General features: G+C 60.4%; 11 protein-coding genes and 1 tRNA gene. All 12 read right to left on the bottom strand.

Annotated features, from left to right (window positions below):
- Window positions 1-73: 73 nt before the first annotated feature.
- Window positions 74-2,149, bottom strand: coding sequence for an elongation factor G (fusA, locus tag WD767_19240; protein MEX2618228.1), 2,076 nt, complete (start codon window positions 2,147-2,149; stop codon window positions 74-76).
- A gap of 27 nt (window positions 2,150-2,176) precedes the next feature.
- The gene (gene rpsG, locus WD767_19245) at window positions 2,177-2,647 is read right to left on the bottom strand and encodes a 30S ribosomal protein S7 (GenBank protein MEX2618229.1); all 471 of its coding nucleotides are present in this window, start codon (window positions 2,645-2,647) and stop codon (window positions 2,177-2,179) included.
- A gap of 15 nt (window positions 2,648-2,662) precedes the next feature.
- Window positions 2,663-3,034 carry a 30S ribosomal protein S12 gene (gene rpsL / locus WD767_19250; GenBank protein MEX2618230.1) on the bottom strand — a complete coding sequence of 124 codons (372 nt, stop codon included), beginning with the start codon at window positions 3,032-3,034 and terminating at the stop codon, window positions 2,663-2,665.
- A gap of 460 nt (window positions 3,035-3,494) precedes the next feature.
- The gene (gene rpoC / locus WD767_19255) at window positions 3,495-7,826 is read right to left on the bottom strand and encodes a DNA-directed RNA polymerase subunit beta' (protein ID MEX2618231.1); all 4,332 of its coding nucleotides are present in this window, start codon (window positions 7,824-7,826) and stop codon (window positions 3,495-3,497) included.
- 88 nt (window positions 7,827-7,914) lie between these two features.
- The gene (gene rpoB / locus WD767_19260; GenBank protein MEX2618232.1) at window positions 7,915-12,069 is read right to left on the bottom strand and encodes a DNA-directed RNA polymerase subunit beta; all 4,155 of its coding nucleotides are present in this window, start codon (window positions 12,067-12,069) and stop codon (window positions 7,915-7,917) included.
- Between the two features lie 132 nt (window positions 12,070-12,201).
- Window positions 12,202-12,579, bottom strand: coding sequence for a 50S ribosomal protein L7/L12 (gene rplL / locus WD767_19265; GenBank protein MEX2618233.1), 378 nt, complete (start codon window positions 12,577-12,579; stop codon window positions 12,202-12,204).
- Between the two features lie 54 nt (window positions 12,580-12,633).
- Window positions 12,634-13,143, bottom strand: coding sequence for a 50S ribosomal protein L10 (rplJ, locus tag WD767_19270; protein ID MEX2618234.1), 510 nt, complete (start codon window positions 13,141-13,143; stop codon window positions 12,634-12,636).
- Between the two features lie 270 nt (window positions 13,144-13,413).
- Entirely contained in the window at window positions 13,414-14,115 is a 702-nt protein-coding gene (gene rplA / locus WD767_19275) for a 50S ribosomal protein L1 (protein ID MEX2618235.1), read from the bottom strand.
- Between the two features lie 4 nt (window positions 14,116-14,119).
- Window positions 14,120-14,548, bottom strand: a complete 429-nt coding sequence (rplK, locus tag WD767_19280; protein ID MEX2618236.1) for a 50S ribosomal protein L11 — start codon at window positions 14,546-14,548, stop codon at window positions 14,120-14,122.
- A 59-nt stretch (window positions 14,549-14,607) separates the two neighbouring features.
- Window positions 14,608-15,138: a transcription termination/antitermination protein NusG gene (nusG, locus tag WD767_19285; protein MEX2618237.1), complete on the bottom strand. Its 531-nt coding sequence runs from the start codon at window positions 15,136-15,138 to the stop codon at window positions 14,608-14,610.
- Between the two features lie 2 nt (window positions 15,139-15,140).
- A complete protein-coding gene (gene secE, locus WD767_19290) occupies window positions 15,141-15,338 on the bottom strand; it encodes a preprotein translocase subunit SecE (protein ID MEX2618238.1) in 198 nt (65 codons plus the stop codon).
- Window positions 15,339-15,392: 54 nt separating this feature from the next.
- Window positions 15,393-15,468, bottom strand: a tRNA-Trp gene (locus tag WD767_19295).
- Between the last annotated feature and the right edge of the window lie 65 nt (window positions 15,469-15,533).

Raw genomic sequence — 15,533 nt, forward strand, 5'->3', positions numbered from 1 at the left:
CAATGCGGCTTGTTTCGCTCGAACTTCGCTTTCGCCATCCTGTCGCTTCCTTGTCTCGTACGTCTTCGTTAATTTAGGCCAGCTTGGCCTTGACTTCGTCCGCCACGGCCTGCGGAACCTGCTCATAACGATTGAAATGCATTGAGTATTGAGCCCGACCCTGGCTCATTGACCGCAACGTGTTGATATAACCGAACATGTTCGCCAGCGGGACCATCGCCACAATGACGCGGGCGTTCCCGCGCTGGTCCATGCTTTCGACATTGCCGCGGCGGCTGTTCAGGTCACCGATGATATCGCCCATATATTCCTCGGGCGTCACCACCTCAACCTTCATGATCGGCTCCAGCAGCCGCGGGGCGGCTTTCTGGATACCTTCCCGGAAGGCCGCGCGGGCCGCGATTTCGAACGCCATGACCGATGAGTCGACGTCGTGGCTCGCCCCGTCGACCAGCGTCGCCTTGAAATCGATAACCGGGAACCCGGCGAGAACGCCGGCGCCGCGGGAACCGTCGAGGCCCTTCTGGACGCCCGGGATGTATTCCTTCGGCACGGAACCGCCAACGACCTTGCTTTCAAACACGAAACCGGAACCGGGCTCACCCGGTTCGAAATCGATCTGAACGCGGGCGAACTGCCCGGAGCCGCCGGTCTGCTTCTTGTGAACGTAGTCCACATGGACCGGCTTGGTGATCGTTTCGCGATACGCCACCTGCGGCGCGCCGACATTCGCTTCCACCTTGAACTCGCGGCGCATGCGGTCGACGATAATATCGAGATGCAGTTCGCCCATCCCCTTGATGATGGTCTGGCCGCTTTCATAATCGGACGACACGCGGAAGCTGGGATCTTCCTGCGCCAGGCGCGCCAGCGCCATGCCCATTTTTTCCTGGTCGCCCTTCGTCTTCGGCTCGACCGCGATTTCGATGACCGGATCGGGGAATTCCATCCGCTCCAGCACCACCGGATCCGATGTACTGCACAGGGTGTCGCCCGTGGTCACGTCCTTCATGCCCGCAATCGCGACAATATCGCCGGCGCACGCTTCCTTGATGTCTTCGCGATGGTTGGCGTGCATCAGAAGCATGCGGCCGACCCGTTCGCGACTGCCCTTGACCGAGTTCAGGACCGACGTGCCCGATTCCAGGACGCCGGAATAAACCCGCGCGAAGGTCAGCGACCCGACGAAAGGATCGCTCATGATCTTGAACGCCAGGGCGGAAAAAGGCGCCGCGTCATTCGGTTCCCGCTTGAGCGGCTCGTCGCTGTCGATCTTCATGCCCCGCGTCGCGCCGATATCGACCGGCGACGGCATGTAATCGACAACCGCGTCGAGCAGCGGCTGAACGCCCTTGTTCTTGAACGCCGAACCGGTAAGGATCGGCACAAACGCGCCAGCCAGGGTCCCCTTGCGGATACACGCCTTCAGCGTGGCGACATCCGGCTCGCTCCCTTCGAGATAGGCTTCCATCGCCTCGTCGTCATGCTCCACCGCCAGTTCGACCAGCGCCGTATGGTATTCGGCTGCCTTGTCGGCCATGTCGGCGGGGATATCGACGATATCGAAGGATGCGCCAAGCGTTTCGTCATTCCAGATGATCGCCTTCATCTGGACCAGATCGATCACGCCGACGAAATCGGCCTCGTTGCCAAGCGGCAACTGCACGACCATCGCCACCGCGCCGAGGCGATCCTTGATCATGTCCAGGCTGCGGTAGAAATCGGCGCCGGTCCGGTCCATCTTGTTGATGAAGCACATCCGCGGCACATGATACTTGTCCGCCTGACGCCAGACTGTTTCCGTCTGCGGCTCCACACCGGCGACGCTGTCGAATACGGCGACGGCGCCGTCGAGCACCCGCAGGCTGCGCTCGACTTCAATCGTGAAGTCGACATGGCCCGGCGTATCGATGATGTTGATGCGGTGATCGGTCCAGAAACAGGTTGTCGCGGCGGACGTGATGGTAATGCCGCGTTCCTGCTCCTGCTCCATCCAGTCCATGGTCGCATTGCCGTCATGGACTTCGCCGATCTTATGCGAGCGGCCCGTATAATACAGGATCCGCTCTGTCGTCGTCGTCTTGCCGGCGTCGATATGCGCCATGATACCAATGTTGCGGTACTTCTCGATGGGCGTAATACGTGACATGATACGTTCTCAACGACTCTGTAAAAATTACCAGCGATAATGCGAAAAGGCGCGGTTGGCTTCCGCCATCCGATGCGTATCTTCGCGCTTCTTGATCGTGTTGCCGCGACTTGCGGATGCGTCCATCAACTCACCAGACAGACGTGACGTCATGGTATATTCGGACCGGCCGCGCGCCGCGCCGATCAGCCAGCGGAATGCCAGCGCCTGGGCGCGCTCGGAGCGAACCTCGACCGGGATCTGATACGTCGCACCGCCGACGCGCCGCGAGCGAACCTCGATATGCGGCCGGATATTTTCCAGCGCGTCGTGGAACGTCTTGACCGGGTCATTGCCTGTCTTGGTCGCAATCTCGTCAAACGCATCGTAAACGATACGCTCAGCGACGGATTTCTTGCCGTCCATCATCAGACAGTTGATGAACTTGCTGACCACGAGATCACCGAATTTTGCGTCTGGCAGGATTTCGCGCTTCTCTGCCTTGCGTCGTCGCGACATCTATCGATCCTCTTCTTACTTCGGCCGCTTCGCGCCGTATTTCGAACGGCGCTGACGCCGGTCGCCGACACCCTGCGTATCCAGCGTGCCGCGGATGATATGATAGCGGACACCTGGAAGATCCTTCACGCGGCCGCCGCGCAGCATGACGACGGAGTGTTCCTGCAGGTTATGGCCCTCGCCAGGAATATAGCTCGTCACCTCGAAACCATTGGTCAGGCGCACACGGGCAACCTTGCGCAGCGCCGAGTTCGGCTTTTTCGGCGTGGTCGTATACACGCGGGTGCAAACGCCGCGCTTCTGCGGGCACGCTTCCAGTGCGGGAACTTTGTTGCGCGTCGGCGGAGCCTTACGCGGCTTACGGATCAACTGGTTAATCGTCGGCATGTGCCGCCCTCACTCATTGTCATTCACGCCAGAAAAAACACTCTTCCGCATCCCGGTGGCGCCACCGGAACACGTCCCGCAACCTTGGCTTTTCAGCAGATTACGAGCACGAAACGCACAACAGGCTTCCGATCAGCGACCGGACACCGTGCAGGTGCTACACCCAACAGCCAATACCGGCCTATATATCTTCCAGACGTTCGGGTCCTGCGTCTAGGCCGCGATCTTATCGCGTTCACAGCCAAGGCCTACTGCCAGCCCCTTCGAAAGTGGGCGCATACTAGTGACAGCCCCATAGGGCGTCAAGCAAAACATATGCGGTTTTTTCCCATATTCCGTGGGGTTAACAGAACCGGCCCGAACAGGAAACCGGCCCCGCACAAACGAAATAAAATTGCGCAGGGCCTGTTTTGAGTATCCGAATCTATCGGCTTTGTAGAGAGAAAGCCGATTCACGCCTTCATACGGCTTCCTGCTGGTCGGACGACCCGTCATCCGAGTCCATATCCACGGCTTTTTCGGCCGCGATCGCCAGCGCACTGTCCCGCTCTGTGGCAACCTGCCGCATCCGGTTCATGAAGCTGCCCGTTCCGGCCGGAATCAGGCGGCCGACGATGACGTTTTCCTTGAGCCCGACCAGATTGTCCATCTTGCCGCTGACCGAAGCTTCGGTCAGCACCCGTGTGGTTTCCTGGAAGGACGCCGCGGAAATGAACGACTTGGTCTGCAGCGACGCCTTGGTGATCCCCTGCAGCACCGGGTTACCCCGCGCAGGACGGCCCCCGGCTTCCTGGGCCTTGGCGTTGGTTTCCTCGAACTCCTCGCGGTCGACCTGTTCGCCGACCAGCATGATGGTATCGCCGGGATCGGTGATCTCAATTTTCTGCAGCATCTGTCGCACGATCACTTCGATGTGCTTGTCGTTGATCTTCACGCCCTGCAACCGGTAGACCTCCTGAATTTCGTAGACGAGATAGGCGGCCAGCGCCTCGACGCCCATGACATGCAGGATATCATGCGGCACCGGATTGCCGTCGAGCAGCGCGTCGCCACGCTGTACATAGTCGCCTTCCTGCACGGTGATGTGCTTGCCCTTGGGAATAAGATATTCCATCGCCTCCTGATCCGGATCGTCCGGACGAACGACAATCCGCTGCTTGGTCTTGTAATCCTTGCCGAATTCGACCCGGCCATCGATCTCGCTGATGATGGCGAAATCCTTTGGCTTGCGGGCCTCGAACAGCTCCGCCACCCGCGGCAGACCGCCCGTAATATCGCGTGTCTTGGAGGATTCCCGCGGGATACGCGCAAGCACGTCGCCTGCATGCACCCTGGCGCCATTTTCGACCGACAGAATCGAGTCGACCGACATGAAGTAACGGGCCTCGACGCCGTCACGCATATTGACCACCTCGCCCTTGTCGTCCCGCAGGGTGATGCGGGGGCGCAAATCGGCGCTGCGCGGCTGATGCTTCCAGTCCACGATCACCTTGCTGGCGATACCCGTCGCCTCGTCGACCGTCTCACGCATCGTGACGCCGTCCTGGATATCGACGTAATGGGCAATACCGTCCTTCTCGGAAATGATCGGGGTTGTATACGGGTCCCAATCGGCGATGCGCTGGCCCCGGGTCACGGATTGCCCATCGGCGACACTGAGACGCGCACCGTATGGCACCCGGTGACGGGCCCGTTCCCGACCCTTGTCGTCCCGCAGGACCAGTTCGGTATTCCGGCCCATCACAACCGGGCGATTGCTGGAGTCCAGCACCACGTTTTCGTTGTTGATCGACAGGGTGCCGTCGATGCTGGACTCAACCGAGGAGACTTCCGCACCGCGCTGCGCCGCGCCGCCAATGTGGAAGGTCCGCATGGTAAGCTGCGTACCGGGTTCGCCGATCGACTGCGCCGCAATGACGCCGACCGCCTCGCCGATATTGACCGCCGTTCCGCGGGACAGGTCGCGCCCGTAACAATTCGCGCAGGCGCCGCCCTTGCTTTCGCAGGTCAGCACGGACCGGATCTTGACCTCGTCGATGCCGGCCGCGTCGATCAGTTCCACCTTTTCCTCGTCGATCAGCTCGCCGCTCTTGACGATGACCGCGCCGGATTGCGGGTCGATGACATCGTCGGCGGCCGTACGGCCGACAATCCGCTCGGACAGCGGATCGATCAGATCGCCGCCCTCGATGACCGGGCGCATGGTAAGCCCTTCCCTGGTACCGCAATCCACTTCGATGATGACGCAGTCCTGCGCCACATCGACCAGGCGCCGGGTCAGGTAACCGGAGTTGGCGGTCTTCAGCGCCGTATCCGCCAGGCCCTTGCGCGCGCCATGGGTGGAGTTGAAGTATTCGAGAACGGTCAGGCCTTCCTTGAAGTTGGAAATAATCGGCGTTTCGATGATTTCGCCGGACGGCTTGGCCATCAGGCCACGCATGCCCGCCAACTGCTTGATCTGAGCCGCGGAACCGCGCGCCCCGGAATGCGCCATCATGTAGACGGAGTTTTCCGGTTTGCCGGGTACCGGCGCGGAGATCTCCTTCATCATTTCCTCGGCCACATGGTCGGAGCAGTTCGACCAGACGTCGACGACCTTGTTGTATTTTTCGCCCTGGGTAATCAGCCCGTCAAGATACTGCTGTTCGAAATCCTTGACGTCTTTATTCGCGGCGGCGATCAGCGTTTCCTTGGCTTTCGGCACGACCATATCGTCCTTGCCGAAGGACAGGCCGGCGCGGCAGGCCCAGTTGAACCCGATCGCCATCAGCCGGTCACAGAAAATTACCGTCTCTTTCTGACCGCAATGGCGGTAGACGATATCGATAACGTTCTGGACGTCCTTCTTGGTCAGCAACCGGTTGATCGTTTCAAACGGCGTGTTCGGATTATAGGGCAGTATTTCACCCAGCAGCATGCGGCCCGGGGTCGTTGTCACCCGTTTCGTGACCGGCTTGCCGTTCTTGTCGAAAGCCTTGCAAATGGCCTTGACCCGCGTGTGCAGTGTAAGATTGCCGCTTTCCATGGCGTGGTAGACTTCACCGATGCCGTCATAGACGGGGACACGGTGGGCGGTGACCTTGCCGGCCTTCATTTCCTTGAAGATTTTCCTGGGATCGCTGCCGTCGATGGCGGTGGCGATGTCTCCCGTACCGCGCAGGACAATGTCCTTGCGTTCGATCGCGGCCGCGAGGGCTTCTTCAGAATCGATGCTGATCTGTGCGCCGACATGGTCGTCCCGCTCGATCGACAGGAAGTACAGACCCAGCACGATGTCCTGGCTCGGCACGATGATCGGCTTGCCGTTCGCGGGCGACAGGATGTTGTTGGTCGACATCATCAGCACGCGGGCTTCAAGCTGCGCTTCCAGCGACAGCGGCACATGGACCGCCATCTGGTCGCCGTCGAAATCGGCGTTGAAGGCCGTGCAGACCAGCGGATGCAACTGGATCGCCTTGCCTTCGATCAGCACCGGTTCGAACGCCTGGATGCCGAGGCGATGCAGCGTCGGGGCCCGGTTCAGCAGCACGGGATGTTCGCGGATTACCTCTTCCAGGATATCCCAGACTTCCGGGCGTTCCTTTTCAACCATCCGCTTGGCGGCCTTGATGGTCGAGGCCATGCCGTAGAGTTCGAGCTTCGAATAGATGAACGGCTTGAACAGTTCCAGCGCCATTTTCTTGGGCAGGCCGCACTGATGCAGCAGCAGTTCCGGACCGACGACGATCACCGAGCGGCCGGAGTAATCGACGCGCTTGCCCAGCAGGTTCTGCCGGAAGCGGCCCTGCTTGCCTTTCAGCATGTCGGACAGGGATTTCAGCGGACGCTTGTTGGCGCCGGCGATGACCCGGCCGCGACGGCCGTTATCGAACAGTGCATCGACCGCTTCCTGCAGCATGCGCTTCTCGTTCCGCACGATGATATCCGGCGCGCGCAGTTCGATCAGGCGCTTCAGGCGGTTGTTGCGGTTGATGACGCGGCGATACAGGTCGTTCAGGTCGGAGGTCGCGAAACGGCCACCATCCAGCGGCACCAGCGGACGTAGCTCCGGCGGAAGGACCGGCACAACGTCGAGGATCATCCATTCCGGACGCGTATTGGACGCAATGAACGCCTCGACAAGCTTGAGGCGCTTGACGAATTTCTTGCGCTTGGCTTCGGAATTGGTATCCGCCAGATCCTGACGAAGCTGCACCAGATCGCGCTCCAGGTCGATCGCCGCGAGCATTTCCTGGATCGCTTCGGCGCCGATCTTGGCGGTGAAGTTTTCCGCGCCATAGGCGTCCTGCGCCTCGATATATTCTTCTTCCGAGAGCAACTGGCAGGGCTCCAGCGCCGTCATGCCCGGTTCGATAACGACATAGTTTTCGAAGTAGAGCACGCGCTCCAGCGCTTTCAGCGTCATGTCGAGCAGCAGGCCGATCCGGCTCGGCAGGGACTTCATGAACCAGATATGGGCAACCGGCGAGGCCAGTTCGATATGGCCCATCCGCTCGCGCCGCACCTTCGAGAGCGTCACTTCGACACCGCATTTCTCGCAGATGATGCCGCGGTACTTCATGCGCTTGTACTTGCCGCACAGGCATTCGTAATCCTTGATCGGGCCGAAGATCCGCGCACAGAACAATCCGTCGCGCTCCGGCTTGAAGGTCCGGTAGTTGATGGTTTCGGGCTTCTTGATCTCGCCGAACGACCAGGACCGGATACGATCGGAACTTGCGATCGAAATCTGGATCTGGTCGAAATTCTGCGGGCCTACGGGCTGTCCGAATAGATTCATCAACTCATTCATCGAGCTACTCCTGCGTTTTCGCGTTTCGTCGTCGTCGTCGTCCTGGCGGATGGCGTTTGGGTCCCCATCCGTCCCTGCTACCGTCGTCTCAGTTCTGCTTCAGTTCGACATTGAGACCCAGCGACCGCAGTTCCTTCACCAGAACGTTGAAGGATTCCGGAATACCGGCCTCGAAATTGTCATCGCCGCGGACAATGGATTCGTACACCTTCGTACGGCCCGACACGTCGTCGGACTTCACGGTCAGCATCTCCTGCAGGGTATAGGCGGCGCCGTACGCTTCGAGCGCCCAGACCTCCATTTCCCCGAACCGCTGTCCGCCGAACTGCGCCTTGCCGCCCAACGGTTGCTGGGTGACCAGGCTGTACGGTCCGATCGAACGCGCATGGATCTTGTCATCGACCAGATGATGCAGTTTCAGCATGTAAATATAGCCGACCGTCACCTTGCGTTCGAATTTTTCACCGGTCCGGCCGTCGATCAGGGTCACCTGGCCGGAGCCTTCCAGCCCGGCCTTGTTCAGCATCGCCACGATGTCCTCTTCGCGGGCGCCGTCGAACACCGGCGTCGCAATTGGCACGCCGCGGGTCAGATTGGATGCAAGGTCGAGAATTCCGGTATCGTCCATTTCCTTGATATCGGCCGCATAACGCTCCTCATAGGCGAAGTTGAGCGCCTCGCGGAGCTTTTCCGTCTTCTGTTCGCGGCGCGCCACGTCCAGCGCACCCTGAATCTGCCGGCCAAGGCCCGCGCAGGCCCAGCCAAGATGCGTTTCCAGGATCTGCCCGACATTCATGCGGCTCGGCACGCCCAGCGGGTTGAGGACGATATCGACCGGTGTACCGTCTTCAAGGCAGGGCATGTCCTCGATCGGGACGATGCGGGAAATAATCCCCTTGTTGCCGTGCCGGCCGGCCATCTTGTCGCCCGGCTGGATCTTGCGCTTCACCGCCACGAAGATCTTCACCATCTTCATGACGCCCGGCGGCAGGTCGTCGCCGCGCTGCAGCTTGTCGACCTTGTCGTCGAAACGGGCCTGGAACCGGTTGACCGCGTCGTTGAACTGGTTCTTTACCGCTTCGAGTTCGTCATTGACCTTGTCGTTCTTGACGACAAACTGCTGCCACTGGCCCGGCGTGAATTCGGTCAGGAGGTTTTCGGTGATCCGGCCGCCTTCCTTGGCCCCCTTGGGGCCGCTGACGATAGTGTTGTTCAGCAGCAGATTTTTCAGCCGGTCGAAATACCAGCGCTCCAGAATACGCCGTTCGTCGTCCCGGTCCTTGGCGAGATGTTCGATTTCCGACCGCTCGTTCGCCATCGCGCGCTCGTCCTTGTCGACGCCGCGGCGCGAAAAGACACGGACTTCAACGACGGTGCCCATGCCGCCCGGCGGTACGCGCAACGAGGTATCGCGCACGTCGGAGGCTTTTTCGCCAAAGATGGCCCGCAACAGTTTTTCTTCCGGCGTCATCGGCGATTCGCCCTTCGGCGTCACCTTGCCCACCAGAATATCGCCCGCCTGGACCTCGGCGCCGATATAGACGATGCCGGCTTCGTCAAGGTTTTTCAGCGCCTCTTCGCCGACATTGGGAATATCGCGGGTGATTTCCTCCTGGCCCAGCTTCGTATCGCGCGCCATTGCCTCGAATTCCTCGATATGGATCGAGGTAAGGTCGTCATCGCGCACGATCCGTTCCGACAGCAGGATCGAGTCCTCGAAGTTGTAGCCGTTCCAGGGCATGAACGCGCAGAGCAGGTTTCGGCCCAGGGCGAGTTCGCCCAGATGGGTCGACGGTCCGTCGGCAATGATATCCCCGGCTTCAACCAGGTCCCCGACCTTCACCAGCGGATGCTGGGTGATGCAGGTATTCTGGTTCGAACGCTGGAATTTCAGCAGGTTGTAGATGTCCACGCCCGGCGTCCCGGAGCTTGTCGCACTGTCCTCGACCGCGCTGACGACGATACGCGTCGCATCGACCTGGACCACCGCGCCGGTCCGGCGGGCGATGATCGTCACGCCGGAATCGCGCGCCACCTGCTCTTCCATGCCGGTGCCGACGAACGGCGCATCGGCGCGGATCAGCGGCACCGCCTGGCGCTGCATGTTCGAGCCCATCAGCGCACGGTTCGCGTCATCGTTTTCAAGGAACGGAATCAGCGCCGCGGCGACCGAAACGATCTGCTTCGGCGACACGTCCATCAGGTCGATATCTTCCGGCCGGGCAAGTATGTAATCGCTTGCATGCCGGCACGAGACCAGTTCCTCGACGAAACGGCCGTCCTTGTCCAGCTCCGCATTTGCCTGCGCAACCGTATAACGGCCTTCGTCCATCGCTGACATGTAGATGACTTCGTCGGAAACCTTGCCGTCCGCGACCTTGCGGTAGGGCGACTCGATGAAGCCGTATTTGTTGACCCGCGCATAGGTCGCGAGGCTGTTGATCAGGCCGATATTCGGCCCTTCCGGCGTTTCAATCGGGCAGATGCGGCCGTAATGGGTCGGATGCACGTCGCGCACCTCGAAACCGGCGCGTTCGCGCGTCAGGCCGCCCGGCCCAAGCGCCGAAAGGCGGCGCTTATGGGTGATTTCGGCCAGCGGGTTGGTCTGGTCCATGAACTGCGACAGCTGCGAGGAGCCGAAGAACTCCCGCACCGCGGCGGCGGCCGGTTTGGCATTGATCAGGTCATGCGGCATGACCGAGTCGATATCGACCGAACTCATCCGCTCGCGGATCGCCCGTTCCATGCGCAGCAGGCCAAGGCGGTACTGGTTCTCCATCAGTTCGCCGACCGACCGCACCCGGCGGTTGCCGAGGTGATCGATATCGTCGATTTCGCCCCTGCCGTCCTTCAGGTCGCAGAGGACCCGGACAATGGCCAGGATATCCTCCTTGCGCAGGATGCGGACCTGGTCGCCCGTTTCCACATTCAGGCGGGAGTTCAGCTTGACCCGCCCGACCGTCGAAAGATCGTAACGGTCGGAACTGAAGAACAGGCTGTTAAACATGTTCTCGGCGGTCTCGAGCGTCGGCGGCTCGCCGGGGCGCATGATCCGGTAAATATCGATCAGCGCATCCTTGCGCGACGCGTTCTTGTCGATCGCCAGCGTATTTCGGATATAGGGGCCGACATTGATATAGTCGATTGCCAGCAAGGCAAATTCGGTAATGCCGGCTTCCGCGAGCGCCGCCAGGGATTCCTCGGTGACTTCGTCGCCGGCTTCGGCGAAGACTTCCCCGGTTTCCTCGTTGACAACATCATTCGCCATGAACCGCCCGAGCAGTTCGTCCGCGGTCTTGAGGACTTCCGTCACCTTCGCTTCTTGCAGCTTGCGCAGCAACCGGGGCGTGACCTTGGCGCCCGTTTCACCGACAACTTCGCCGGAAGCGGCATCGACGAGGTCATGGGTCAGCGTCTGGCCACGGATGCTCTCACCGTCGAAGGCGCATTTATAGCCGCCTTCGACCGCGGTGAAGTCAATCGTGTCGTAGAAGTAATTCAGGATATCTTCCGGCGACATGCCGACGGCATCCTCCGGCGCGAGCTTCTGGCCTTCGGCCTCCAGTTCCGCCCGGCGCAGCGCCGTCGCCTCATTGTCCAGCGCCATGAGCAGCGTCGTCGCCGGCAGCTTGCGGCGCCGGTCGATGCGGACATAGGCCAGATCCTTTGCATCGAATTCAAAATCGAGCCACGACCCCCGGTACGGGATCACGCGCGCGGCATGCAGGTATTTGCCCGACGAATGGGTCTTGCCCTTGTCGTGATTGAAGAACACGCCCGGCGAACGGTGCATCTGGCTCACGATAACACGCTCGGTGCCATTGACGACAAAGGTGCCGTTGGCCGTCATGAGCGGCATATCGCCCATATAGACGTCCTGTTCCTTGATATCGCGAATCGACCGGGCCCCGGTTTCCTCGTCCACGTCCCAGACGACAAGACGCAGCGTCACCTTCAACGGCGCCCCGTAGGTCATGCCGCGCTGCTGGCATTCCTCGACGTCGTATTTCGGCTCTTCCAGGTCGTAGCGAACATATTCAAGCTGCGAGCGGTCGGAGAAATCAGTGATCGGAAACACCGATTTGAACACTTCTTCCAGGCGCGACGCTTCGTCCTCCCGTGGCATCAGGAAGGTATCATAGGAGGCCTTCTGCACCTCGATCAGATTTGGCAGAGGCGCAACCTCGGCAATTCTGCCGAAATTCTTGCGAATACGCTTACGCGCCGTGAAGGATTTTGCCATTTTTCATCCTCATCTTGCCTGATACCAGCGACGAATGCCGCACCCCCGAGAGGGTATTACCAAGTCTTGTTTCAGCACGTTCGGGGGCAACGCCGAATGGCGCGCCCCCTCAAACGCTGCTTATTGTTGCGACTACTTAAGTTCAACCGTAGCGCCCGCTTCCTCAAGTTGCTTCTTGATCGCTGCCGCTTCATCCTTGGTCACGCCTTCCTTCACAGGCTTGGGCGCGCCTTCGACCAGGTCCTTCGCTTCCTTCAGGCCGAGACCCGTAATTGCGCGAACTTCCTTGATGACATTGATTTTCTTCTCACCGAACGACGCCAGAATGACGGCGAATTCGGTCTGTTCCTCGACTGCGGCCGCTTCACCGCCGCCATTTGCCGCCGCGGCGACAGCGACCGGCGCTGCCGCGGAAACACCCCATTTTTCTTCCAGCATCTTCGACAGGTCGGCCGCTTCGATAACCGTCAGGGTCGACAGTTCTTCGACCAGTTTTTCCAGATCAGCCATTTACGTATAACTCCTTAGCTTGAAAATCTCGGTTTGCAGGTTTCCGAATACACATCATTCCGTTTTGCCATAGGCGGCAAAGACACGCGCAAGCTGTCCCGCGGGCGCCCCGAGGACCCCCACGATCTTGCCTGCAGGCGCCTGCAGCAACCCGACGAGCTTGCCCCGCAACGCATCGAGGGACGGAAGCTTCGCCAGCGCCATGACGCCGTCGACGTCAAGCAGCTTGTCACCCAGGGCGCCGCCGACAATCTTGAGCTTGTCGTTCTTGCCGGCGTATTCCACGGCAACCTTGGCGGCTGCCACGGGATCCGCCGAAACGGCAACCGCCGTCGGCCCTCTGAACGCGTCGTTCAGGGATTCAAACTGCGTGCCTTTAAGCGCTATCTTCGCAAGACGGTTTTTCGTTACATGAAAAGTCGCCCCCTCCTTGCGCATCTGCCCGCGGAGAGTGGTCATTTCCTGTACCGTCATCCCGTTTTGCCGGGTCACGACCATAAGGTTCGTGCCTTCGAACGTATGATGCAGTTCAGTTACGAGCGCTTCTTTACGTGATCGGTCCACGCTTAGTCTCCGATCGTTTGGCCAGCTTCCCGAAGGAAAACGGGCCGGTTTCAGGATGGGCGCGGTACTCGCCGCCGCACCCGGCTATCCTGTCCGAGAGGTTCAAGCCAGGCCGGCTTTGCCGGTCCGCCCTGCGACCTCCTGTCTCATGCAGGCTGGAACACCGTTTAAGCTGCCCCGAAGGACAGCGCCTGCAGTCTCGGACAAGTATACAGCGGGCCGAAACCCGCCATATTCGTACCGGCAGCCGAAGCCGCCGGATAATTCGTACTACGCGTTACCCGTCGCGCTGTTGAGGTCGAGCTTCAGGCCCGGACTCATGGTCGACGCAAGGGACACCTTCTTTATATAGGCGCCCTTGGCGCCGCTTGGCCGCGCGCGGGCGATGGCATCGACAAAAGCACGCACATTGGCGGAAAGGTTTTCGTCGGAGAAGCTCGCCTTGCCGATGCCGGCATGCACAATCCCCGCCTTTTCCGCACGGAAGGTGACTTCGCCGCCCTTGGCGCCCTTGACCGCGGTTGCGACATCGGGGGTTACCGTACCGAGCTTCGGGTTCGGCATCAGGCCGCGCGGGCCCAGCACCTTGCCGAGGCGTCCGACGATCGCCATCATGTCCGGCGTCGCGATGCAGCGGTCGAAATTCATTTCACCCGCCTGGATCTTCTCCGCGAGGTCCTCGGCGCCGACGATGTCGGCGCCGGCAGCGAGGGCCTGCTCCGCCTTGTCGCCGCGCGCGAAGACCGCCACGCGAACCGTCTTGCCCGTGCCGTGCGGCAGTTGCACGACGCCGCGAACCTGCTGGTCGGAATGCCGCGGATCGATGTCGAGATTCATCGAAATCTCGATCGTCTCGTCGAATTTCGCGCTGGCGCATGCCTTGACGACCTTGATCGCGTCTTCCACCGGATAGTGGCGGTCACGGTCAACCTGTTCCATCGCGCCTTTTAAACGCTTGCCTATTTTTGCCATTTCCCTACTCCACAACCACGAGACCCATGGAACGCGCGGAGCCGGCGATAATCTTCATCGCGGCTTCGATATCATTCGCGTTCAGGTCGACCATTTTGGTTTCCGCGATTTCGCGGAGCTGCGCCTTCGTCACCTGACCGGCGCCGGCGCGGCCCGGCGTCGCCGACCCCTTGTCGATTCCGACGGCCTTGCGCAGGAAGTAGGAAGCCGGCGGCGTCTTCGTCTCAAACGAAAACGACCGGTCGCCGTATGCCGTGATAACCACCGGCGTCGGCGTGCCCGGATCCATGTTCTGCGTGTGCGCGTTGAACGCCTTGCAGAATTCCATAATGTTCAGGCCGGCCTGACCCAGCGCGGGACCGACGGGTGGCGAGGGATTTGCCTGTCCCGCCGGAATTTCGAGCTTGATATAGCCCGTGATTTTCTTGGCCATGTTTTGCCTTTCTATACGGCCGCGCGGTACGGTACTGGCTTACCTCCCGCACGAATTACCTAGAGTTTTTCGACCTGCGAATATTCGAGATCGACCGGCGTTGCCCGTCCGAAAATCGAAACGGATACCTTGAGCCGCGCCTTATCCTCGTCGACATCCTCGACGAAACCGTTGAACGACTGGAACGGGCCGTCGCTGACCCGGACCTGCTCGCCGATATCGAACGTAATCGACGGTTTGGGCCGTTCCACGCCCTCCTGCACCTGGCGCAGGATCCGCTGTGCTTCCGCGTCACTGATCGGCGACGGCTTGCCGCCGCTGCCCAGGAATCCGGTTACTTTCGGCGTGTCCTTGATCAGGTGCCAGGTTTCATCGGTCAGTTCCATGTTGACCAGAACGTAGCCCGGAAAAAACTTGCGCTCGCCGCTGACTTTCGATCCGCGACGCATTTCCACGACTTCTTCGGTCGGCACCAGAACTTCTTCCAGCAGATCGTCCAGCCCCTTGAGACGCGCCTGTTCCTCTATCGCCTGGGCAACCTTTTTCTCGAATCCTGAGTAGGCATGAACGACATACCAGTGCTTCGCCATGTCTAGCCCCCGATACCCAAAACTGCCTGCACGCCAAGCGAAATAATCTTGTCAACGATAAGAAAGAAAATAGAGGCGAGCGCGACCATCACGAAGACCATCGCGGTGGTCACGCCGGTCTCCTTGCGCGTCGGCCAGGTTACCTTGGCAACCTCCTGGCGGACCTGCCGCATAAACAGTGCGGGGTTCGGTTTCGCCATTTCCCTAATCTCGCTTTCCTGGCTGCAACAACGCCAATTCCATCGTCCAATCAGTGGCAGGGGCACTAGGGTTCGAACCCAGGACCTTCGGTTTTGGAGACCGACGCTCTACCAACTGAGCTATACCCCTAAAGAGCCGCTTACTCTAAAACAGAGGCAACGACGCCGGCGCCGACGGTACGGCCGCCTTCGCGG

This window comes from Alphaproteobacteria bacterium, assembly GCA_040905865.1.
In the GTDB taxonomy this organism is placed as follows: Bacteria; Pseudomonadota; Alphaproteobacteria; order UBA8366.

Coding starts and splice junctions, on each gene's coding strand:
- fusA (MEX2618228.1), bottom strand. CDS start 2,149: ATGTCACGTATTACGCCCATCGAGAAGTACCGCAACATTGGTATCATG.
- rpsG (MEX2618229.1), bottom strand. CDS start 2,647: ATGTCGCGACGACGCAAGGCAGAGAAGCGCGAAATCCTGCCAGACGCA.
- rpsL (MEX2618230.1), bottom strand. CDS start 3,034: ATGCCGACGATTAACCAGTTGATCCGTAAGCCGCGTAAGGCTCCGCCG.
- rpoC (MEX2618231.1), bottom strand. CDS start 7,826: ATGAATGAGTTGATGAATCTATTCGGACAGCCCGTAGGCCCGCAGAAT.
- rpoB (MEX2618232.1), bottom strand. CDS start 12,069: ATGGCAAAATCCTTCACGGCGCGTAAGCGTATTCGCAAGAATTTCGGC.
- rplL (MEX2618233.1), bottom strand. CDS start 12,579: ATGGCTGATCTGGAAAAACTGGTCGAAGAACTGTCGACCCTGACGGTT.
- rplA (MEX2618235.1), bottom strand. CDS start 14,115: ATGGCAAAAATAGGCAAGCGTTTAAAAGGCGCGATGGAACAGGTTGAC.
- rplK (MEX2618236.1), bottom strand. CDS start 14,548: ATGGCCAAGAAAATCACGGGCTATATCAAGCTCGAAATTCCGGCGGGA.
- nusG (MEX2618237.1), bottom strand. CDS start 15,138: ATGGCGAAGCACTGGTATGTCGTTCATGCCTACTCAGGATTCGAGAAA.
- secE (MEX2618238.1), bottom strand. CDS start 15,338: ATGGCGAAACCGAACCCCGCACTGTTTATGCGGCAGGTCCGCCAGGAG.